This window comes from Photobacterium iliopiscarium (genome assembly GCF_003026395.1).
In the GTDB taxonomy this organism is placed as follows: domain Bacteria; phylum Pseudomonadota; class Gammaproteobacteria; order Enterobacterales; family Vibrionaceae; genus Photobacterium; species Photobacterium iliopiscarium.
In genome coordinates this window covers 22333-42898 of sequence record NZ_PYOO01000016.1, presented here as the reverse complement: position 1 = coordinate 42898, position 20566 = coordinate 22333, and the positions used below count along the sequence as shown (strand labels likewise).

The 20566-nt window shown below is 42.0% G+C and carries 24 protein-coding genes; 1 reads left to right on the top strand and 23 read right to left on the bottom strand.

Annotation, left to right across the window (positions count from 1 at the left end; translation table 11 throughout):
- Positions 1-8: 8 nt before the first annotated feature.
- From atpG to C9J51_RS16990, 15 genes are all read right to left on the bottom strand, one after another.
- Positions 9-875, bottom strand: coding sequence for a F0F1 ATP synthase subunit gamma (gene atpG, locus C9J51_RS17060; protein WP_045037208.1), 867 nt, complete (start codon positions 873-875; stop codon positions 9-11).
- Between the two features lie 45 nt (positions 876-920).
- Entirely contained in the window at positions 921-2462 is a 1542-nt protein-coding gene (atpA, locus tag C9J51_RS17055; RefSeq protein WP_045040469.1) for a F0F1 ATP synthase subunit alpha, read from the bottom strand.
- Between the two features lie 16 nt (positions 2463-2478).
- The gene (gene atpH, locus C9J51_RS17050; RefSeq protein ID WP_045037210.1) at positions 2479-3012 is read right to left on the bottom strand and encodes a F0F1 ATP synthase subunit delta; all 534 of its coding nucleotides are present in this window, start codon (positions 3010-3012) and stop codon (positions 2479-2481) included.
- A 16-nt stretch (positions 3013-3028) separates the two neighbouring features.
- Positions 3029-3499 (bottom strand): F0F1 ATP synthase subunit B, encoded by a 471-nt coding sequence (gene atpF / locus C9J51_RS17045; protein ID WP_045037211.1) that lies wholly within the window; start codon positions 3497-3499, stop codon positions 3029-3031.
- Between the two features lie 82 nt (positions 3500-3581).
- Positions 3582-3839, bottom strand: a complete 258-nt coding sequence (gene atpE, locus C9J51_RS17040; RefSeq protein WP_012551447.1) for a F0F1 ATP synthase subunit C — start codon at positions 3837-3839, stop codon at positions 3582-3584.
- Positions 3840-3905: 66 nt separating this feature from the next.
- A complete protein-coding gene (gene atpB, locus C9J51_RS17035; RefSeq protein WP_045037212.1) occupies positions 3906-4709 on the bottom strand; it encodes a F0F1 ATP synthase subunit A in 804 nt (267 codons plus the stop codon).
- 8 nt (positions 4710-4717) lie between these two features.
- Positions 4718-5104: a F0F1 ATP synthase subunit I gene (locus C9J51_RS17030; protein ID WP_045037213.1), complete on the bottom strand. Its 387-nt coding sequence runs from the start codon at positions 5102-5104 to the stop codon at positions 4718-4720.
- 175 nt (positions 5105-5279) lie between these two features.
- On the bottom strand, positions 5280-6179 hold the full coding sequence (locus C9J51_RS17025) for a ParB/RepB/Spo0J family partition protein (protein WP_045037214.1): 900 nt from the start codon (positions 6177-6179) through the stop codon (positions 5280-5282).
- A gap of 8 nt (positions 6180-6187) precedes the next feature.
- A complete protein-coding gene (locus C9J51_RS17020) occupies positions 6188-6982 on the bottom strand; it encodes a ParA family protein (protein WP_045037215.1) in 795 nt (264 codons plus the stop codon).
- A 16-nt stretch (positions 6983-6998) separates the two neighbouring features.
- Positions 6999-7619 (bottom strand): 16S rRNA (guanine(527)-N(7))-methyltransferase RsmG, encoded by a 621-nt coding sequence (rsmG, locus tag C9J51_RS17015; protein ID WP_045037246.1) that lies wholly within the window; start codon positions 7617-7619, stop codon positions 6999-7001.
- Between the two features lie 10 nt (positions 7620-7629).
- Entirely contained in the window at positions 7630-9519 is a 1890-nt protein-coding gene (mnmG, locus tag C9J51_RS17010) for a tRNA uridine-5-carboxymethylaminomethyl(34) synthesis enzyme MnmG (RefSeq protein WP_045037216.1), read from the bottom strand.
- A gap of 426 nt (positions 9520-9945) precedes the next feature.
- Positions 9946-10392 carry an FMN-binding protein MioC gene (gene mioC / locus C9J51_RS17005; RefSeq protein ID WP_045037217.1) on the bottom strand — a complete coding sequence of 149 codons (447 nt, stop codon included), beginning with the start codon at positions 10390-10392 and terminating at the stop codon, positions 9946-9948.
- Positions 10393-10744: 352 nt separating this feature from the next.
- Positions 10745-11506 (bottom strand): ABC transporter ATP-binding protein, encoded by a 762-nt coding sequence (locus C9J51_RS17000; protein ID WP_045040467.1) that lies wholly within the window; start codon positions 11504-11506, stop codon positions 10745-10747.
- Positions 11503-12543, bottom strand: a complete 1041-nt coding sequence (locus tag C9J51_RS16995) for a FecCD family ABC transporter permease (RefSeq protein WP_045037219.1) — start codon at positions 12541-12543, stop codon at positions 11503-11505. Before C9J51_RS16995 ends, C9J51_RS17000 begins: the two co-directional genes overlap by 4 nt.
- A complete protein-coding gene (locus C9J51_RS16990; RefSeq protein ID WP_045040466.1) occupies positions 12521-13438 on the bottom strand; it encodes an ABC transporter substrate-binding protein in 918 nt (305 codons plus the stop codon). The genes C9J51_RS16995 and C9J51_RS16990 overlap by 23 nt, the downstream gene beginning before the upstream one ends.
- Before the next feature lie 140 nt (positions 13439-13578).
- On the opposite strand from C9J51_RS16990, the gene C9J51_RS16985 reads away from it, so the two are divergent.
- A complete protein-coding gene (locus C9J51_RS16985) occupies positions 13579-14118 on the top strand; it encodes an ATP:cob(I)alamin adenosyltransferase (RefSeq protein ID WP_045037221.1) in 540 nt (179 codons plus the stop codon).
- 66 nt (positions 14119-14184) lie between these two features.
- Here the strand turns inward: C9J51_RS16985 and mnmE are convergent, their stop codons facing one another.
- The 8 genes from mnmE to C9J51_RS16945 form a co-directional block, all read right to left on the bottom strand.
- Positions 14185-15552 carry a tRNA uridine-5-carboxymethylaminomethyl(34) synthesis GTPase MnmE gene (gene mnmE, locus C9J51_RS16980; protein WP_045040485.1) on the bottom strand — a complete coding sequence of 456 codons (1368 nt, stop codon included), beginning with the start codon at positions 15550-15552 and terminating at the stop codon, positions 14185-14187.
- 116 nt (positions 15553-15668) lie between these two features.
- Positions 15669-17309: a membrane protein insertase YidC gene (gene yidC / locus C9J51_RS16975; RefSeq protein WP_045040465.1), complete on the bottom strand. Its 1641-nt coding sequence runs from the start codon at positions 17307-17309 to the stop codon at positions 15669-15671.
- 2 nt (positions 17310-17311) lie between these two features.
- Positions 17312-17569 (bottom strand): membrane protein insertion efficiency factor YidD, encoded by a 258-nt coding sequence (gene yidD, locus C9J51_RS16970; protein WP_082056862.1) that lies wholly within the window; start codon positions 17567-17569, stop codon positions 17312-17314.
- Positions 17536-17892: a ribonuclease P protein component gene (gene rnpA, locus C9J51_RS16965; RefSeq protein WP_080159045.1), complete on the bottom strand. Its 357-nt coding sequence runs from the start codon at positions 17890-17892 to the stop codon at positions 17536-17538. The genes yidD and rnpA overlap by 34 nt, the downstream gene beginning before the upstream one ends.
- Before the next feature lie 15 nt (positions 17893-17907).
- Complete coding sequence (gene rpmH / locus C9J51_RS16960) at positions 17908-18042, bottom strand: 50S ribosomal protein L34 (protein WP_045037224.1); 135 nt, start codon at positions 18040-18042, stop codon at positions 17908-17910.
- Positions 18043-18225: 183 nt separating this feature from the next.
- Entirely contained in the window at positions 18226-18963 is a 738-nt protein-coding gene (locus C9J51_RS16955) for an amino acid ABC transporter ATP-binding protein (RefSeq protein ID WP_045037225.1), read from the bottom strand.
- Entirely contained in the window at positions 18960-19631 is a 672-nt protein-coding gene (locus tag C9J51_RS16950) for an amino acid ABC transporter permease (protein ID WP_045037226.1), read from the bottom strand. The genes C9J51_RS16955 and C9J51_RS16950 overlap by 4 nt, the downstream gene beginning before the upstream one ends.
- An 80-nt stretch (positions 19632-19711) precedes the next feature.
- A complete protein-coding gene (locus C9J51_RS16945; RefSeq protein WP_045040464.1) occupies positions 19712-20467 on the bottom strand; it encodes an amino acid ABC transporter substrate-binding protein in 756 nt (251 codons plus the stop codon).
- Positions 20468-20566 lie beyond the last annotated feature (99 nt).

Sequence of the window (20566 nt, the reverse complement as noted above, 5' to 3'; positions counted from 1 at the left end):
TCTTTGCCTTAAACAGCAGATGCACCAGAAACGATTTCTGATAATTCTTGTGTAATCGCCGCCTGACGGGCTTTGTTATACACAAGTTGCAAGTCATCAATCAGATCACCTGCGTTATCCGTTGCAGCTTTCATTGCCACCATTCGTGCCGCTTGCTCACTGGCAAGGTTCTCAACCACCCCTTGATACACTTGTGATTCAACATAACGAATCAATAAAGCATCAAGTAATGGTTTTGGCTCGGGCTCATAAATATAATCCCAAGAATGGCTGCGCTGCATCGCTTCGTCTTCTGACTTAGGCAAAGGCAACAATTGATCAATCACCGGTTCTTGCACCATGGTATTTACAAACTTGTTGTATACCAGATACAAACGATCTAATTGACCTTCATCATATTTCTTCAGCATTACGCCAACAGTACCGATCAGTTCATCAACCGTTGGTGAATCACCAAGGCCAGAAACCTGAGCCGTTACGTTACCGCCGTAGTTATTAAAAAAGGCAGTTGCTTTCGCACCAATTAGCGCGAGATCAACCTCGGCACCTTTTTCAGTCCAAGTCTGAACATTATTAATGGCTTGTTTGAATAAGTTAATATTCAAACCACCACACAGACCACGGTCAGTAGAAACAATGATGTAACCGACGCGCTTGGCTTCACGCTCTTCGAGATAAGGATGTTTATACTCAAGGCTACCAAGGGCGAGGTGACCGATCACTTTGCGCATAGTTTGTGCGTATGGACGTGATGACTCCATAGCTTCTTGCGTTTTACGCATTTTAGAAGCTGCCACCATTTCCATCGCTTTGGTGATCTTCTGTGTATTTTGAACACTGCCGATCTTATTACGAATCTCTTTTGCGCTGGCCATCGTCACTCTCCGTTAGAAGGTGATCGCTAAGCGATCACCAACCAATTACCAAGTTTGGGTCGCTTTGAAATCTTGCAGCAGTTTCGAGAACTGCGCTTCAATCTCATCGTTATAAGCACCCGTTTCATCAATTTGAGCTACTAACTCAGCAAATTGACCTTTGGCAAATGAAAGCAACGCAGCTTCGAAATCAGCTAACTTGGCAATTTCAATATCGCCTAGGAAACCTTTTTCAGCAGCAAAAATAACAATAGCTTGCTCAAATACAGACATTGGCGAGTATTGCTTTTGCTTCATCAACTCAGTCACTTTTTGGCCGTGATCAAGTTGCTTCTTGGTTGCATCATCAAGGTCTGACGAGAACTGAGCAAACGCTGCTAGTTCACGGTACTGTGCTAGGGCAGTACGAATACCACCAGAAAGCTTCTTGATAACTTTAGTTTGGGCAGCACCACCTACACGCGATACAGAAATACCTGGATCAACCGCAGGACGAATACCCGCATTGAACAGTTCTGTTTGTAGGAAGATTTGACCATCGGTGATAGAGATAACGTTAGTCGGTACGAATGCCGATACGTCACCAGCTTGTGTTTCAATGATAGGTAACGCGGTTAAAGAACCTGTTTTACCTGTCACTTCACCGTTCGTAAATTTCTCAACATAGTGCGCACTAACACGTGATGCACGCTCAAGAAGACGAGAGTGAAGGTAGAAAACATCACCAGGGAATGCTTCACGACCCGGTGGGCGTTTTAGCAATAGTGAGATTTGACGATAAGCAACGGCTTGTTTAGACAAGTCATCGTATACGATCAGTGCATCTTCGCCACGGTCACGGAAGTATTCACCCATTGCACAACCTGAGTAAGGTGCAAGGTATTGCAGTGCTGCCGCTTCAGAAGCAGAGGCCACCACAACAATCGTGTTTTCTAACGCGCCGTGCTCTTCAAGTTTACGAACCACGTTCGCAATCGTTGAAGCTTTCTGGCCAATAGCCACATACACAGAGTAGATACCAGAATTTTTCTGGTTAATGATGGCATCGATAGCCATCGCGGTTTTACCCGTTTGACGGTCACCGATAATCAGCTCACGCTGACCACGACCGATAGGGATCATCGCATCCACTGCTTTGTAACCAGTTTGTACTGGTTGATCAACAGATTTACGATCGATTACGCCCGGTGCAATTACTTCAACAGGAGAGAATATCTCTGTTTCAATTGAACCTTTACCATCGATAGGCTGACCGAGAGTGTTAACAACACGCCCAAGCAGTGCCGGGCCAACAGGTACTTCAAGAATACGACCAGTACCTGTAACCTTCATGCCTTCTTGTAGCGAAGCATAAGGGCCCATAACTACCGCACCTACAGAGTCTCGCTCAAGGTTAAGTGCTAAAGCGAACAGGCCGCCAGGTAGTTCAATCATTTCACCTTGCATTACATCAGCAAGGCCATGGATTCGAATAATACCATCGCTTACAGAAACGATAGTACCTTCGTTACGCGCTTCACTTACAACGTTGAAGTTTTCAATACGTTGTTTGATCAGTGCGCTAATTTCCGTGGAATTAAGTTGCATGCTCCAATTCCCCAAATCAAGACAGCAAAGTATCGCTCAGACGGTTCAATTTTCCCCGTACAGAGTTATCGATAACAAGGTCTCCAGCTCTAATTACGACCCCAGCAATCAGGGTCTCGTCTACACTGCAGGTCAACATCACTTTACGTGCTAAACGCTGCTCAAGTTTGGCGCTGATCGCGTCTAATTGGCTTTCATCAAGAACAATGGCAGAGATCACCATCGCTTCGATAGTTTTTTCATGCTCATGTTTCATCAGCATGAATTCACCATAGACATCAGGTAGCGCATTGAGGCGTCCATTTACGGCCATCACTTTAATTAAGTTATGACCGAATTCGTCGAGTTGCTCACCGCACACTGAAACAAAAATTTCAGCGAGCTTGTCAGCGGCATAGCCACTATCAAGAATATCTTGCATCGTGTCATTGGTTGCCACAGCACCAGCAAAAGTTAGCATTTCTGCCCACTGTGCAAGTGCATTTTTCTCGACCGCAAAGTCAAATGCTGCTTTAGCGTAGGGGCGTGCGATAGTAGTCATATCCGACATGTGCTTGCCCCTTTAATTACAGTTCTGCAGTGAGTTTGTTGAGAATATCAGTTTGCGCTTCCATATCGATGGAGCGACCAATGATCTTCTCAGCGCCAATCACAGCTAGAGTTGCAACTTGTTTTCTTAACTCATCACGAGCACGATTACGTTCAGCTTCAATTTCAGCCAGACCTTGAGCAAGAATCTTCTCACGCTCAACTTGGGCTTCAATTTTCGCGTCATCGACAATTTGAGCTTTACGCTTATTTGCCTGTTCAATCAGCTCACTCGCGGCGCGTTTCGCTTCTTTCAATTGATCAGAAGCATTAGCTTGTGCAAGGTTCAGGTCTTTGGCAGCGCGATCTGCTGCTGCCAAACCGTCAGCAATTTTTTTCTGACGTTCTTCAATCGCTTCCATAATTGGCGGCCATACATATTTCATGCAGAACACGACAAAGAAGAAAAAAGCGATAGCCTGACCCAGCAAAGTTGCATTCATATTCACAACGCATCTCCTTAAAAAGGGTTGCTAGGGTCCATTTACTCTGGAGTCAGCCTTATTGAGAAAGGCTGATCACAGCAGTTTATTAGCCAGCTAGTTGGCCAACAAATGGGTTTGCGAATGTGAATAGCAACGCGATTACGATACCGATCATTGGAACAGCATCCAATAGACCAGCGATGATGAACATCTTAACTTGCAGCATTGGCGCCATTTCAGGTTGACGTGCAGCGCCTTCAAGGAATTTACCACCAAGAATTGCGAAGCCGATCGCTGTACCAAGGGAAGCAAGACCTACAATAATGCCCACGGCAATTGCAGAAAAGCTTAGTAAAGTTTCCATCACTATCTCCAGTTTATAGTTGTCGGCTAAAGTGCCAATAAAAAATCTAAAATTTACAAATAATCGTTAATGATTGTCTTCATGTGCCTGAGACAGGTACACGATAGTTAACATCATGAATACGAATGCTTGAATTGTAATGACCAGGATGTGGAAAATAGCCCACGGTACCGAGCCTAGCCATTGAGCCCACCACGGCATCAACGCCGCGATAAGAATAAACACCACCTCACCAGCAAACATGTTTCCGAATAAACGCATACCTAATGAAATTGGCTTCGCAATCAGCGATACCACTTCAAGTAGTAGGTTAAATGGAATCATTATTGGGTGATTGAACGGGTGAAGAGCCAGTTCTTTTGCAAAGCCGAGTAGACCTTTCACTTTGATGCTGTAGTAAATCATCAATGCGAATACGCCCAACGCCATTGCCATAGTGATGTTAACGTCAGCACTTGGAACCACTTTCAAATAAGGGATCCCAACACTTTGTGCGGCATACGGAAGAAAATCAATGGGCACAAGGTCCATGATATTCATCAGTAAAATCCAACAGAAAATGGTTAGTGCTAACGGAGCAACAAGTGGATTGCGACCATGGAAAGTATCTTTAACGTTGGTATCAACGAATTCAACCACCATCTCCACAAAACATTGTAACTTGCTTGGAACTCCTGATGACGCCTGCTTTGCTACCTTACGAAATACCCATAAAAAGAATAATCCGGTTAAGACAGAAAAAATAAGGCTGTCGATATTTACCGTCCAGAAACTACCTTCACTCGCTAAACCAAGCTTATCTGTCGATAAGTTAGTTAAGTGGTGGGTTATGTAGCTTGACGGCGTTAGCGCTTCACCTGGCGCAGCCATAACTCATCCTATTTGTTGTTAATGAATAAAACCGGTCCAAAAATATTAATACCAAGGACCAGCAAATAGGTTAATTGGAGGGGAACAAGTTCCACTCCTTTATACAGGTAAGCTGCGGCAAAAAGGATGACTGTAATGAGGATTTTGAGCACTTCTCCGCCATAAAATGACGCCATGACTAATCGTGCTTTCCTAGCACCACTATACATAAACGCACACATAGCAAATACGGTATTGGCAATTACAAAAATACCACCACCGATAAGTGCAGAGATTCCCCAGTCAACATTGACAGCGAAGACTGCCGTTAATGCCGTAACTACTACGACGCCAGATTGTAGTAACAGCAACCGCTTTGCCAATTGGCGTCCCGGTTTCACTAGCGCCGATACCATGTATTCGTTCCTCGAGTCCATTCCACGACACATAGTGCAGGGGAAATACAGCGAAAATTATACGGCTGAATAGATTGAATGCAATCTTATTGCAGCAAAAAAACATTTATATTTTACAACAAAATAACCTAACAACCGCCGAGTAATTTTTAAATTAAAAATTACCGCGAGTAGATCACAAATCATGACCTAACATTGCAAGAATTTGCGTTAGTTTATCTTGTTGATCGAAATTAATAACAATTTTACCTTTACCATTTTTATTTTGATTAACGGCAACTTTGGTACCAAAACGCTCACTTAAACTTAATTGCAATGCGACAGTTTGTGGCTGCGGTGCTAATTTAGCGGGCATTTCTGTTGGGTTGAGCAGCGTTTTTACTAGCTTTTCAGCCTCGCGCACAGTTAACAACTTATTGATAATAATTTGTGCAGCAGCTAACTGTTGTTGCGTCTCTAAGGCTAATAAAGCCCTTGCATGACCCATTTCGAGCTGTTTTTGCTCAACCAATTGTTTAACTGCGTCAGACAATTGATTTAAGCGTAATAAGTTAGAAACAGCAGCACGAGATTTACCCACTGCATCGGCAACTTGCTGGTGGGTTAATGAAAACTCGTGTTGTAAACGCTCTAAAGCACGCGCTTCTTCAATTGCATTTAGATCTTCACGTTGAATATTTTCAATCAGTGCAATAGCAACCGTTGCACGATCATCAACGTTCTTAATGATACAAGGTACAACTTGTAATCCCGCTTGACGGGCAGCTTGCCAACGACGTTCACCGGCAATAATTTCATAACTTTGGCTATCAATACGACGCACAACAATCGGTTGAATGACGCCTTGAGCTCGAATTGAATCGGCTAATTCAGTTAACGCATCAGCAGCCATTGCTCTTCGTGGTTGATATTGACCAGATTTAAGCGCAGTAACTGCAATTTGGCGTAATTCACCATCCACAGCCGTTTGTTGTGATGCGTTATTATCACTTTGTTGTTTTTTAGCTTGAGCAACATTGCTGGTGGCTAATAGGGCATCAAGGCCTTTGCCCAAGCCTCGTTTATTGAAATTCATGGAAAACCTTACGCTTCAACCTGAGTGGCTTGTAATGCTAATTCATCACGGCGAATCATCTCACCGGCTAGCGCTAAATACGCCTTAGCACCACTAGAATATTTATCATAATACATTGCTGGGCGACCATGACTTGGCGCTTCAGCAAGACGTACATTACGAGGAATAACAGTACGATATACTTTATCACCAAAATGCTTTTTAAGCTGTTGTGAGACTTCATTTGAAAGTCGGTTACGCGGATCAAACATCGTCCGCAATAAACCTTCAATTTTCAGTTCACTATTAACCACAGCGGTTAACTTACTGATGGTGTCCATCAATGCGGTTAAGCCTTCAAGGGCAAAATATTCACACTGCATCGGCACTAAAACCGAATCAGCAGCCGTCATTGCATTGATAGTTAATAAGTTTAAAGATGGCGGACAATCAATGAAAATATAATCATAATTGTCTCGAACAGGCGCGAGTGCATTACGTAATCGCGTCTCACGAGCAAACACTTCCATCAATTTAATTTCAGCGGCGGTTACATCGCCATTAGCGGCTATCAAATGATAGCCGCCAGTGGTTTCGTTAATAACAACTTGATTAAATGGAGTTTCTTCAACTAGAAGATCATAAGCGGTGGACTCGACTTGATATTTATCGACCCCACTGGCCATGGTAGCGTTACCTTGAGGATCGAGATCGATCACTAATACTTTACGCTGCGTAGCAGCCAATGAAGCAGCCAGATTGACACACGATGTTGTTTTACCAACACCCCCTTTCTGATTTGCAACAGCTATGATTCTTCCCACAAAAAAACCTCAACAATTAATCTTTTGCCGTTAAAACAACTAAATGACGTTCACCATCAAGTTCAGGTACTTGCAAAGATTTAACTTCAACAACGGTACACCATTCAGGTAGCTCTGATGCTTCATCCTGATGATACTGACCTTTAAGAGCAAAAAACTGACCGCCAGATTTAGGTAAATGATGACACCAATTCACCATATCTGACATTGAAGCAAAAGCTCGACTTAATACCGCATCAAAACCTTCACCAGGATCAAATTCTTCAACTCGACTTTGAACCGCAGTAACATTGGTAATCTTTAACTCATGGATCACTTGGCGAATAAATCGAATTCGTTTACCTAAGCTATCAAGTAACGTAAATGATTTATTCGGGCACATAATCGCTAATGGAATCCCAGGTAAACCAGGCCCAGTGCCAACATCAATGTAACGCTCACCATCTAAATATTGGCTGACAACAATGCTATCCATAATGTGTTTTACTAACATTTCATTAGGATCACGCACAGATGTTAAATTATACGCTTTATTCCACTTATCCAGCAGTTGCACATAACCAATCAATTGATCGAGTTGGTGTTCTGTGACCTGTAGGTCAGTTTGAGCGATAAGTTGTATTAAACGTTGTTTCATCATCTAGCCCTTATTCGCCTTTTTTAAGCAAACCGTGTTTTTTCAAATATACCAATAGCAATGAAATCGCTGCGGGTGTGATACCTGAAATACGAGATGCCATACCTACCGATTCTGGCTTAGCATCATTAAGCTTAATAACCACTTCATTCGATAAGCCTTTCACCAAACTGTAATCAAGATCAAAGGGTAATTTAGTGGTCTCGTGACGTAATGATTTTTCAACTTCATCACGTTGGCGATCAATATAACCTTGATATTTAATCTGGGTTTCAACTTGCTCACGCGCTTCAATATCTTCATGCGCAGGTGCGAACGTTTCAATGGTGGTTAATTTCTCATAAGTCACTTCAGGGCGACGAAGAAGATCCTCACCATTCGCTTCACGTACGATCGGAGACTTAAGGATCTTATTTAAACTTTCAATATGATCCGAATTTGGATTAACCCAAATATCTTTCAAACGTTGGCGTTCTTGTTCCATATTTTCTAGTTTTTGATTAAATCGAGCCCAACGCTCATCATCAACTAGACCAAGTTCACGTCCCATTGGGGTTAAACGTAAATCGGCATTATCTTCACGTAACAACAAACGATATTCTGCACGTGAAGTAAACATACGGTAAGGTTCTTTAGTACCGATTGTTGATAGATCATCAATCAATACACCCATGTACGCTTGATCACGACGTGGGCTCCAACCTTCTTTGTCTTGGGTCTGTAATGCTGCGTTCATGCCCGCCATTAGGCCTTGAGCTGCCGCTTCTTCGTAACCCGTTGTACCGTTGATTTGTCCCGCAAAGAACAATCCATCAATATGTTTATTTTCAAAGGTTTGTTTAAGATCACGCGGGTCAAAGAAATCATACTCAATCGCATAACCAGGACGCATAATGGTTGCGTTCTCAAATCCTTTCATTGAGCGCACAATTTGCATCTGAACATCAAACGGTAAGCTTGTAGAAATACCATTTGGATACAGTTCATTGGTGGTTAAGCCTTCAGGTTCAATGAAGATTTGGTGACTGTTTTTATCCGCAAAACGCATCACTTTATCTTCAATTGAAGGGCAGTAGCGAGGGCCAATACCTTCAATCACACCAGCATACATTGGGCTACGATCAAGGTTATTACGAATAACCTCATGCGTACGCTCGTTAGTGTAAGTGATAAAACATGGAATTTGACGAGGATGATCCGATTGTTTCCCCATGAAAGAAAATGTTGGGGTTGGATTATCACCATGTTGGGTTTCAAGAATGCTTAAATCAACAGTACGTGCATCAATTCGTGGTGGAGTACCTGTTTTTAAGCGATTAACGCGTAATGGCAATTCACGTAAACGGTTAGCGAGTGCATTTGATGCAGGATCGCCAGTACGACCGCCACTGTAGTTTTCTAAACCAATATGAATTTTACCGCCAAGGAATGTTCCAACGGTTAATACCACAGCTTTCGCGTGGAATTTTAAACCCATTTCAGTTACCACGCCTGTTGCGCGATTATTCTCAACAATTAAATCAGTTACAGCTTGTTGAAAAATCATTAAGTTTGGTTGATTTTCCAATACGTTACGTACTGCTGCTTTGTAAAGTGCACGGTCTGCTTGTGCACGTGTTGCCCGTACTGCAGGGCCTTTGGAAGAGTTGAGAGTACGGAATTGAATTCCGCCTTTGTCGATAGCATGTGCCATCAAGCCACCAAGGGCGTCAACTTCTTTAACCAGGTGTCCTTTCCCGATCCCGCCGATAGCTGGGTTGCACGACATTTGGCCCAACGTATCGATATTATGGGTCAATAGTAAGGTTTTTTGTCCCATTCGGGCAGCTGCCAGTGCCGCTTCGGTACCGGCGTGACCACCACCCACAACGATGACATCAAATTTTTCCTGGTAAAACATGGAACTTCCTCAGGTATTTAAATAGCCAGTGAGTTAACTCGAGCAAAGGGCGAACATTCTATCCTGTTTCTTGGCAAGAGAGAATCTTTCATCAAGATCATTTGATCGCCGATTTACGTCGCTTAAATATATATAAGATCTTTTTAAAGAGATCTTCTATTAGATCTACTATTAGGATCCACCGATCGTGTGGATAACCGCTAAATGATCCTTATGATCATGCATTTAAAGAAGATCATTTGCTGTGGAGTAGCTTGGATCTTCCAGAGGATAGGCTGGGATCAAAATGGCTACTTATACACAGGGGCTACGGACACTATAAGTTATTAAAGGGATAACTATGGGTTGATCACCGTTTAGATCTATAGTTATCCACAGAGGAAAGCATTAAATAAGATGGTTAATTGAGTAACTATTGACCATTTTTTAATCATTTAATGTCTGTTGCCACTCTTCAAACCATATTTCAGCAGCATCTTCAGGAACAGCTGTCATTGAAACATCAATATCAAGCCGTTCACCAAGCTGAGTTGCACCAAGTGATAGTAATAATGCTTGAATATTTTTACCCGCAGCACAAAAAGTATCGTAGCTACTGTCGCCAAGCCCAATCACAGCGAATTTTAGCTGATTAAGGGCCGGTTTTTGATTGCTAAGCGCGTTAGCAAACGCAACAAAGTTATCTGGGTAATCACCAGCACCATGAGTTGAACAAATAATAAGCCAAATGGTGTCTTGGTTTAGTTGTGTAAGTTGAGGTTGATTGGTGATTTCAGTTTGATGACCTTGTGCTGCTAATAAATCAGCTAAATGATCGGCGACATATTCAGCACCACCAAGCGTGCTGCCAGTGATCAGGGTTATGGTTGACATAATTGTCCTCAGATTAACGTTAGATGGGATCATCAATATGAAACGGTGGATATTAGTGTGGATTGTACTGAGATCAAACCCTATAAAGATAGCCTTTATGGCATAAGTGGCCATTTTTATTCACTGATAAGGTATTTTTTTTATCCACCAGTAAGTAATAAGGATGAAAAGGGGAAAAAATGTGGGTATTTATCCAAAAAAATGAAGATTTAGAGGCGGTAAGATGATCATAGTGAAGATTAAAACGAAGAGAGGGTAATGAGTCAATGATGATCTTACCCACATGATCCCCTTATGGTTTGCACAAGGTTATGATCTTTACTTTTTTCGATCGTAACGGTGATCGGTAAAATTAAATGATCTTGTTTCGACGGGGTAAAATAATCAGTTTTTGAGTGCTGGGATGAGGAATAACACTGACATGATGATGATAAAGTTCATTAATTTGGTGTGACGTTAGTACTTTTTGTGGAATATCGAATGCAATTTGTTGACCGTGTTCAAGTAGTAATAAACGATCACAAAATGTGATGGCCGTATTAAGGTTATGAATGGCAATCAGTGCACTTTTTCCTTGTTGGCAATGATTGCTTAGAATATTAAGTAATAATGATTCATGGCCAATATCAAGGCTGGCTGTTGGCTCATCAAGCAGCATGATAGCGGAATTTTGAATCAGTAATCGTGCAAAATGGACGCGTTGTTGTTCACCACCTGAGAGTTGATTAATCGGACGTTTTAAGAAGGAAGATATTTCTAACTGTTTAATAATATTATTTATTTCTTGGTCTGATGTTGATTGCCGATGACCATAATGAATAATGTCTTGAACTAGAAATCCAAAGGCAGGTTCGGTGTGTTGTGGTAAGTAACTTAAGTATTGCGCTCGTTGTTGATGACTATAACTATTGAGAGGGCGTTCAAATAGAGAAATATCACCACTTTTTGGCGTAATGAAACCGCTGAGACATTGAAGTAAGGTACTTTTACCTGCGCCATTAGGGCCGATAATTCCCACTAGCTCACCGGGATTAATCGCAAAATTGATATTCTGCAATAATGGTTGTGATCCTTGGTGATAATGTAATTGATTGATCACAAGTGATGGGATCATGACTGTAATCCTTTATATTGGCTACGTATTAGTAGAGCGATAAAATAGATCCCGCCAATAACCGCAGTGATAATACCGGTTTTTAATTCATTGGGTGCGATGACTGTACGAGCAATAAGATCACAGATTAATAAGAACATTGCGCCAAATAGTGCTGAAAAAGGTAATAAAATTCGATTATTGGGTCCTATTAGTAACCGTGCTAAGTGCGGCACAATTAAGCCAATAAAACCAATTGGGCCAGCAACTGCTATTGCCATCGCGGTGAGAAGGGTGGTTAATAGTAATAATATTCTGCGACTTCGACGAACATTTATTCCCATTCCATGAGCATTTTGTTCACCTAACGCGAGTAAATTTAAGGTCTGACCATGGCGTAATAATATCCATGCAGTGATGATAATAATGGGGGTTGGCCATAATAATTGTTGCCATGTACGCGCATCTAAACCGCCCATGGTCCAGAATACAAACTCACTTACTTCATATTGCTGGGCAGTTAACAGAACCCCCATTGTGAGCCCTCCTAATAAACTCGATACCGCTAATCCGGCGAGAATAATAAATAATCCATGCTGTTGAGTTTGACGGGCTATCAAATACACAATCGTGGCTGTTGTTAATGCGCCAATGGCAGTAACAAGAGGTAATAAGGCGGGATTGACGACCGTTAAGCCACTGACTATTGCCACAACGGCTGCAAAACTACTGCCAGCACTAATACCTAATATATCAGGGCTTGCAAGAGGGTTTCTAAACAGACCTTGGCTGCAAGCGCCTGCTAATGCTAACGCGCTCCCTGCTAATATAGCGGCACAAGCACGTGGTAAGCGGATCTGTAAGATAATTGCGGAAGCTAACGGATATTGCTGTTGTGCTAAGGCTTCACCACCATGGATATAACTGACCAGCATCGCAAAAATATCGTGAATGGGAATAGCGACAGAGCCTAAACTTAAGTAAATGATTAGCAGTAGCAGCAATGCTGTTACTGCTAATAATCCTTGAATGGGCTTAATGTATTGAAGAACGCGCATGGGGTTGGTAGACCTTATGATTAAGGTAGATGATAGCATCAGCAATATATTGGCTATCAGTTGAACGCAGTGAGTGCGGCAAACTAATGACACGTCGATCACGAATGGCGGTTAATGTCTGTAGTGCTGGATCGTGCAATAGTTGTTGTTTAAAGCCGTCTTTGTCTGTTCCGGGAATAATAATAACATCAGGGTTAAGTGCTAACAGTTGCTCTTTAGCTATCGGGACTTGGCCAAATTTATCGCCATTGGTATTCGCGATGAGATTGTTAAGTTGAGCGTGATTGATAATAGTATTAATCGTAGAGTTATGATTACTCGATGCCCCCCATGGCGTGTATTCAAGTGCCGTCAGCTTTTTTTGGGGAATAATCACCTGCTGTTTAAGTTTGGTATTCATCTCATTAACCAATGCGATAGCGTCTGCATTTTTATTGACCAGCTGACCGACTAATAAAATATTTTTTTCAATATTTTTGAGGCTATAAACGGTTTTAATAACAAAAACGTTAATACCTGCGGCACGTAATTGAGCGATTTTTGGACCATTACTCCAACTTGCGACTAACACTAAATCTGGGTGTTCAGCAATAATTTGTTCAACATTAAGGTCGCGTAATGGCAGGGTCGTTGGGATTTTATCGGCAATGATTGAATAAGTCGGGTCCTTACTTAAGCGACTTAAACTGGTGATGTTTTGTAATGGTAATAGCGCCATTAATACTTGATCACTGAACATGCTTTTAGAGTCAACGCGAGCGGGTGTTTTCGTTAATGTCAGTGATTGCTGACTGGCATCAATGACCGTTATTGGATATGAGGTTTCAGCACTTAAACAGGCCGTACTGGTGCATAAGCAGCCTATAAAAAATAAGTTTTTAAGTCGTTGATACATAATTTTCCATATGCTGCTAATAGTAAGCTGGCATTGTCTTTGGCAAGCAAATTTTGCGAACATAGTTAGTGATTTTTTGAGCGCTGTCAATGACCGTCTTCTGTTAGAATTAGGCTTATTTGTCGAGGAATAACAAAGCAATGGTATTAAAATTTTCAGGTGATATTGACGAGCTTGCTTATCCGTTTATTTTTGAAGATTCTTCTTTATGTGATTTTGAAATTCTAACCGATGAATTATGTACGTATGTTGGATTGACTATTTCACAATTAGCCGATGGTGAACTACGACAATCCTTATCATGGTTACAACCACGTATTTTTAATCTCAATGGATCTATTCGTGGTAAGTGCGGTATTTTTGAAGATGATATTATTAAACTAAAAGCGGATTATCATTATTTTCGCGCGCAAGTAACCGATAACAATAAGCGCTTTGTATTACCGCGAGGGGTCGGTGCGGTGGTGCAATTACATCAATGTCGTAGTCTGTCTAAAAAAGTGGTTCGCCAATTAGTAAAAGTTGATGCAGAGGGGAAGAAGGTACCTGAAACATTGCCTCGATTTAGTAATTTATTGGTGAATTACTTTTTTGCTTTAACGCGAGTATTGAATCAACATACTGGTATTGAAGAACCTGAGTATATCAGCATAAATTATCCTATGCCTGACGCTAAATAATAATAAAAAACGCCATATATCAAAGATGTATGGCGTTTTTTTGTTACTGATGTATTGGGTTAGTATTTACTTACCAATACAGAACGAAGTAAAGATACGTCCGAGTAAATCATCTGATGTAAACTCACCGGTGATCTCACTTAAGTGCTGTTGAGCTAAACGTAATTCTTCAGCCAGAATCTCGCCAGCCATAAAGCCTTCTAATTGCTCTTTACCGATCACTAAATGTTCGGCTGCACGCTCAAGAGCATCTAAGTGACGACGACGCGCCATAAAGCCGCCTTCAGTCGTACCAGCAAATCCCATACATTGCTTTAGATGTTCACGTAAGTCGTCCACACCGTCGCCTGTGCGCGCTGAAAGGCGAATAACCGTTGAATCGTTGATCTTACTCATTCCCGTAACTTCACCGGTTAACTCGGCTTTATTACGAATAACGGTTAAACCCATATTTGTCGGTAAGCGTTCAATAAAGTCAGGCCAGATATCTTTGGGATCGGTAGCGTCAGTGGTGGTGCTATCAACCATGAATAACACCCGATCGGCATGTTCAATTTCAGCCCAAGCACGTTCAATACCAATGCGCTCGACTTCATCCGTCGCTTCACGTAAACCTGCGGTATCAATAATGTGTAATGGCATTCCATCAATGTGGATATGTTCACGCAATACATCACGGGTTGTACCCGCAATATCGGTCACAATCGCACTGTCTTTACCGGATAAGGCATTTAGTAGGCTCGATTTACCGGCGTTAGGGCGGCCAGCAATAACGACTTTCATGCCTTCACGCATGATCGCGCCTTGGTTGGCTTGTTTACGTACTTCTGCAAGATGATCCATGATGCGATTGAGATCACCACTGACTTTACCGTCAGAGAGAAAGTCTATTTCTTCTTCAGGGAAGTCAATTGCCGCTTCAACATAGATGCGTAAATGAATTAATGCTTCAACTAATTCATTGATCTTGTTTGAGAACACACCTTGTAGTGATTTAAAGGCACTTTTAGCCGCTTCTTCTGAGCTAGCATCGATTAAATCGGCAATGGCTTCAGCTTGGGCTAAATCAAGCTTATCGTTCATAAAGGCGCGTTCAGAGAACTCTCCCGGACGGGCTGGACGAATACCATCAATATTAAGAATGCGACGGATCATCATATCCATTAATACTGGGCCACCGTGGCCTTGTAGTTCTAATACATCTTCGCCCGTGAACGAGTTTGGACTTTTAAAAAATATCGCGATCCCTTGGTCAAGGGCGGTACCATCTTCATTTTTAAATGGCAGATATTCAGCGTAACGGGTTTTTAATTCACGACCAGCAACGGCAAGGGCTACTTCTTTCGCTTTAGGACCTGAAACGCGAATGATGCCGACGCCGCCACGGCCCGGTGGTGTTGCTTGTGCAACGATAGTATCGATATGTTGATTCATAACCTTGGCTTTGCTTAAAAATGACTTGATGATTGTAAACCACAGAGCGGGTTTACGCCTAATCGGCCCCATAAAAAAAGGCGACCCTAAGGTCGCCTCTTATTCACAGATACCGCTTATTTAGCTTTGCTGTGTAAACCTTTTTTCTCCAACGCGCGGAAAATAATGGTTTGTTGAATTAGAGTCACAACGTTTGACACTAACCAGTACAGTACTAAGCCTGAAGGGAACCATAGGAAGAAGAAAGTAAACATAACCGGCATAAAGGTCATGATTTTCTGCTGCATAGGATCCGTTACAGTTGATGGGCTGTTCTTCTGGATAAGGAACATTGATACGCCCATTAGGACTGGCAAGATGTAGTACGGGTCTTGTGCAGATAGATCCGTAATCCAACCGAAGAATGGCGCATGACGCAATTCAACTGATCCCATTAGTGCCCAGTATAGCGCGATGAAAATTGGCATCTGTAGCATGATAGGTAAACAACCACCAAGTGGGTTTACTTTCTCTTTTTTGTACAGTTCCATCATTTCTTGGCTTTGACGTTGACGGTCATCACCTAAACGCTCACGCATTGCCTGAATTTTAGGCTGTAGCATGCGCATTTTTGCCATTGAGGTGTACTGCGCTTTTGTTAGTGGGTACATAGCACCACGAACAATTAGCGTTAGGATGATGATTGCTACACCCCAGTTGCCTACCATGCTGTGAATGAAAGAAAGTAATTTATGCAATGGACTTGCAATGAACCATAACCAACCGTAATCAACTGTTAGGTTTAGGTTAGCCGCCGTTGCTGCCATTTCTTTTTGCAACTTAGGACCAAGCCATAATGTTGCTTTGATTTCTTTTGTTTGACCCGCAGCTACAGTTTCTAGCGGCATACGTACGCCGATATAACCTATACCATTGTTATCGCTGCTGTAGAGTTGAGATGTTTGGTCTTTGCCATCACGAGGGATCCATGCTGATACGAAGTAGTTCTCCATAATCGCAACCCAACCGTCATTTGCTGACTGGTTAAGGTTCTTCTCTTTGATGTCATCAAAACTGTATTTTTTGTATTTAGTATCATTAGCTGAATATGCTGCACCATTGTAGGTGTGCATTGCCATACCTTTAATACCGCCGCCAGTTTTACTTGCTAGACGGTGACGCAGCTGCGCGTACATTTGTACCGTTGCTGACTTGTCAGTTTTGTTGTCGATTGTGTAATCAACATTAACAGCATAATCGTTGCGTTTGAAAACGAATGTTTTGATGTAGCTAATGCCATCTTTAGTAAATGTCATTGGTACACGCAGTTCGTTTTGATCTGCTGCCATCACAAAGCTTTTCGCGGTCACAGCGTATTGTGCGCGGCCATGTGTTGGTGAATCAGAACCATTTGTTCCAATTAAGCCTGATTGCGCGACATAATCACGGCCATCAGCATCACTTAATAAAACATATGGGTCTTTAGAATCTAGGGTGTTGTCGTATTTAAGTAGTTTTGCATTGATAACATCACCACCAAGCGTGTCGACTGTTAATTCCAGTACATCCGTTTTAATGGTAATTAAGTTAGTAGAAGTTTTCTGGTCAATCAGTGGTTGATTATCACTTGAATGTGATGGAATACCACTATTGTTATTGACTTGTTGCTCTACACCCTGCTTCGTTGGTTGCGGGTTTTTGTCGCCATGCCATTGTTGAAATAGCAAAAATGAGACAAACAGTAGGGCAATTAACAGAATATTACGTTGGGAACCCATGGTTAATGTTCTCTGTCGTTATGCTTGGTTGGCGGAACGGGGTCGTAACCACCGTCATTTAAAGGGTGACATCTTAATAGACGTTTCGCCGCTAACCAACAACCTTTTCGCGCTCCATGCGTTTTTACAGCTTCGATCGCATATTGAGAACATGTAGGGGTGAACCGACAGCGTGGTCCAAGAAGAGGACTGATTGCCAGTTGGTAAAAGCGGACTAGTCTTACGACTAGCCACGCGACGGGCGAGACAGGCGATGCCATAACTTATCTAACAACGTAAATAGTTCTTCGTTACTCAACCCATTGGCTGATTTCTTTGCGATGACTACGAAGTCACAGGCTGGAAGCTGATGTTGTTTTAAACGGAAACTTTCGCGAACAACGCGTTTGAAACGGTTTCTGTCGACAGCAGTTTTAATCTGTTTTTTTGGAACAGCCAGACCGAGACGGGGGTGGTCAAGTTCGTTAGAACGGGCAAGAATAGTCAAGTGGGGAGAGCCAGCACGATGAGCTTGCTGGAAGACAGTTTTATAATGTTCGGGAGTTAACAAACGTAACTCCCGAGAAAAAGCGAACTTATTCAAAATAATCGTCGATGATTACTTAGAAAGACGCTTACGGCCTTTAGCGCGACGTGCATTAATTGTTGCACGACCGTTCTTAGTTGCCATGCGAGCACGGAAGCCGTGATTACGCTTACGCTTAAGAACAGAAGGTTGGAATGTGCGTTTCATGGTTTTACCTTAAATTAACTGATCAGTTTTTAAGTTTGTTAGATGTAATTGGCCATAATTGGTCAATTACCACGAACAAAGAGGCGGAATTGTAATCACTGACTAACAAAGAGTCAATAATTATACCCACATCTAATGACGGGCGCTGCATTATACGTTTTACAGCGCGAAATTCAAGGATCCTTATTGGATCCCGATTTGAGTTAAAAAAGCCTTTAGTCGCGGATCGTTAGGGTGATTAAAGATCTGCTCTGGTGGCCCTTGCTCTACAAATTGACCGTCGGCCATAAAGATCACTCTATCGGCGACTTCACGCGCAAATTGTAATTCATGAGTGACGATCAACATTGTTTGTTGTTTTTTTGCCAGTTTTTTGATCAAGTTAAGTACTTCATTGACCCACAACGGATCGAGGGCTGACGTAGGTTCATCAAGTAATAACAATTCGGCTTCTAACGCCATCGCACGACCAATACCAATTCGCTGTTGCTGACCGCCAGAGAGGGCGGCGGGGTAGTTATTGGCTTTATCGGCTAAGCCAATATCGGTCAAAATATCAAGGGCGCGTTGTTGTGCTTGTTGCTTGTCGAAGCCTTTAACGATGCGTAAACCTTCACTGATATTTTGTTGTGCCGTAAGGTGATTAAATAACGCGTAGTTTTGGAAAACAAATCCGGTTTGACGTCTAAGCGCTAAAATGTCATTTTTTTTAGGTTGCAGGCAATCAACTGTCGCGTCATTAATGCTGATACTGCCGCTATTGGCACTTTCAAGGTAATTAATGCAACGTAAGAAGGTTGATTTTCCAGTACCTGATGGACCAATGATCGCTACAATTTCACCTTTGTTAATGGTGAGATCAATATCGCTAAAAATGGTGTGTTCGCCAAAACGTTTAGTGAGTTTATTTATAGTAATCATCGTACGTAAGCCCTATCTAAGCGTGTTTCAGCTAATTGTTGTAAGCGAGTAAGCACTATCACCACACCCCAATATATAATAGCAACAGCAAGGAATGCTTCAAAGAATTTAAAGCTAGATGATGCTTCCATTTGCGCTTTGGCCATAATTTCTGGCACACCCAGTGTAAAGGCCAATGATGTTGATTTGATCATATCAATGAAATAGTTCATGAGCGAAGGCAAAGCGATACGAGTGGCTTGCGGTAAAATAATTCGCCACATAGTTTGTGATTCTGTCATGCCAATCGAAAGGCTAGCTTCTCGTTGACTACGATCAACACCCAGAATAGCGGCACGAATACTTTCCGCCATGTAAGCGGCAAAGTGAAGGCTAAGGCCGATAACTGCGGCATTAAATGCGTCTAATCCGACTAAGCTTGGCAGTATTTGTGGTAAGCCGTAATACAATAAAAATAGTTGCACTAACAACGGGGTGCCGCGGAAAAAGCTGATATAGAGTTGAATTAGAGGGTTGAGTAATGGCAGCTTATAAATGCGAATTAAAGCAATAATTAAACCCAGTAAAAGGGCAAAAATGGCACCAATAGAGGCCATGAGTAATGTCGTTGGCAGGTATTTCAACAAAATAGGAATCAACGACAACATATAATTAAAATCAAAACCCATAATGGTGATCCGTTATTCTGGCTGTGCAAGCGATGTAAATAAATTCACCATTGCAAGGGTTGCGATGGTGAAGACGTTAATTATTGAGTGATATCAGTATGGAACCATTTGTTTGATATTGCGGCGAGCGTGCCGTCTTTACGCATTGCGACTAAGGCTTGATTTACTTGTTGTTGGAGTAATTTACCTTTGGCGTTATTTAAAAATGGCCACGCACTTTCAACGGTCGCAAATGGTTTGCCTGCAAGTTGTAATGGTAAGTGTTTAGTATTAATAACCGCAACTGACGATAAACGATCCATCACAAAAGCATCGGTACGTCCTAAAGCGACATCTTGTTCAATACCACTGTCATAGGTTTTGATATTAATTTTATCGGCATTAGGCAGCTTACGGAGCAGTTGTGCATAGTTTGAACCAAGGTTTACTCCGACTGTTTTACCATCTAAGTCAGCTGTTGAGTGGATGCTGTTATTGCCTTTACGAACGACTAATTGTGCACCGTCAATGACATAAGGTTGACTAAATAAGAATTTGGCTTGACGGGCTGGAGTGATGGCAATTTGATTTGAAATGGTATCAACACGCCCTGTTTCTAATTGACCAAATAAACCAGAAAAGCTAGCGGTAACAAACTCAACCTTGTAATCATTGCGTTTACCAATCGCATTCCAAAGATCAACTTCAAACCCTTGTAGCTTATCTTGACTGACAAAAGTAAACGGAAAATAACGACCAGACATGCCCACTTTTACGGTGGTCGCTGCCATGACACTGGTGGTTGTACTCGCCAATAGTGTGCTGGCGATCACTAATGTTTTTATCCAGTTTTTCATTCGGTGTTTTCCTTACCTTTATAGGGCTTTATTTGGTGAAACCATCCTACCTCGATATTTAATCATAAAGATAATAATTAACAGTTATTTGAAATAACC

Excerpts from the sequence above, each read along its gene's own strand:
- atpG (WP_045037208.1), bottom strand. The coding sequence starts at position 875 with ATGGCCAGCGCAAAAGAGATTCGTAATAAGATCGGCAGTGTTCAAAAT.
- atpA (WP_045040469.1), bottom strand. The coding sequence starts at position 2,462 with ATGCAACTTAATTCCACGGAAATTAGCGCACTGATCAAACAACGTATT.
- atpH (WP_045037210.1), bottom strand. The coding sequence starts at position 3,012 with ATGTCGGATATGACTACTATCGCACGCCCCTACGCTAAAGCAGCATTT.
- atpE (WP_012551447.1), bottom strand. The coding sequence starts at position 3,839 with ATGGAAACTTTACTAAGCTTTTCTGCAATTGCCGTGGGCATTATTGTA.
- atpB (WP_045037212.1), bottom strand. The coding sequence starts at position 4,709 with ATGGCTGCGCCAGGTGAAGCGCTAACGCCGTCAAGCTACATAACCCAC.
- C9J51_RS17030 (WP_045037213.1), bottom strand. The coding sequence starts at position 5,104 with ATGGTATCGGCGCTAGTGAAACCGGGACGCCAATTGGCAAAGCGGTTG.
- C9J51_RS17025 (WP_045037214.1), bottom strand. The coding sequence starts at position 6,179 with ATGAATTTCAATAAACGAGGCTTGGGCAAAGGCCTTGATGCCCTATTA.
- rsmG (WP_045037246.1), bottom strand. The coding sequence starts at position 7,619 with ATGAAACAACGTTTAATACAACTTATCGCTCAAACTGACCTACAGGTC.
- mnmG (WP_045037216.1), bottom strand. The coding sequence starts at position 9,519 with ATGTTTTACCAGGAAAAATTTGATGTCATCGTTGTGGGTGGTGGTCAC.
- mioC (WP_045037217.1), bottom strand. The coding sequence starts at position 10,392 with ATGTCAACCATAACCCTGATCACTGGCAGCACGCTTGGTGGTGCTGAA.
- C9J51_RS17000 (WP_045040467.1), bottom strand. The coding sequence starts at position 11,506 with ATGATCCCATCACTTGTGATCAATCAATTACATTATCACCAAGGATCA.
- C9J51_RS16995 (WP_045037219.1), bottom strand. The coding sequence starts at position 12,543 with ATGCGCGTTCTTCAATACATTAAGCCCATTCAAGGATTATTAGCAGTA.
- C9J51_RS16990 (WP_045040466.1), bottom strand. The coding sequence starts at position 13,438 with ATGTATCAACGACTTAAAAACTTATTTTTTATAGGCTGCTTATGCACC.
- C9J51_RS16985 (WP_045037221.1), top strand. The coding sequence starts at position 13,579 with ATGGTATTAAAATTTTCAGGTGATATTGACGAGCTTGCTTATCCGTTT.
- mnmE (WP_045040485.1), bottom strand. The coding sequence starts at position 15,552 with ATGAATCAACATATCGATACTATCGTTGCACAAGCAACACCACCGGGC.
- yidC (WP_045040465.1), bottom strand. The coding sequence starts at position 17,309 with ATGGGTTCCCAACGTAATATTCTGTTAATTGCCCTACTGTTTGTCTCA.
- yidD (WP_082056862.1), bottom strand. The coding sequence starts at position 17,569 with ATGGCATCGCCTGTCTCGCCCGTCGCGTGGCTAGTCGTAAGACTAGTC.
- rpmH (WP_045037224.1), bottom strand. The coding sequence starts at position 18,042 with ATGAAACGCACATTCCAACCTTCTGTTCTTAAGCGTAAGCGTAATCAC.
- C9J51_RS16955 (WP_045037225.1), bottom strand. The coding sequence starts at position 18,963 with ATGATTACTATAAATAAACTCACTAAACGTTTTGGCGAACACACCATT.
- C9J51_RS16950 (WP_045037226.1), bottom strand. The coding sequence starts at position 19,631 with ATGGGTTTTGATTTTAATTATATGTTGTCGTTGATTCCTATTTTGTTG.
- C9J51_RS16945 (WP_045040464.1), bottom strand. The coding sequence starts at position 20,467 with ATGAAAAACTGGATAAAAACATTAGTGATCGCCAGCACACTATTGGCG.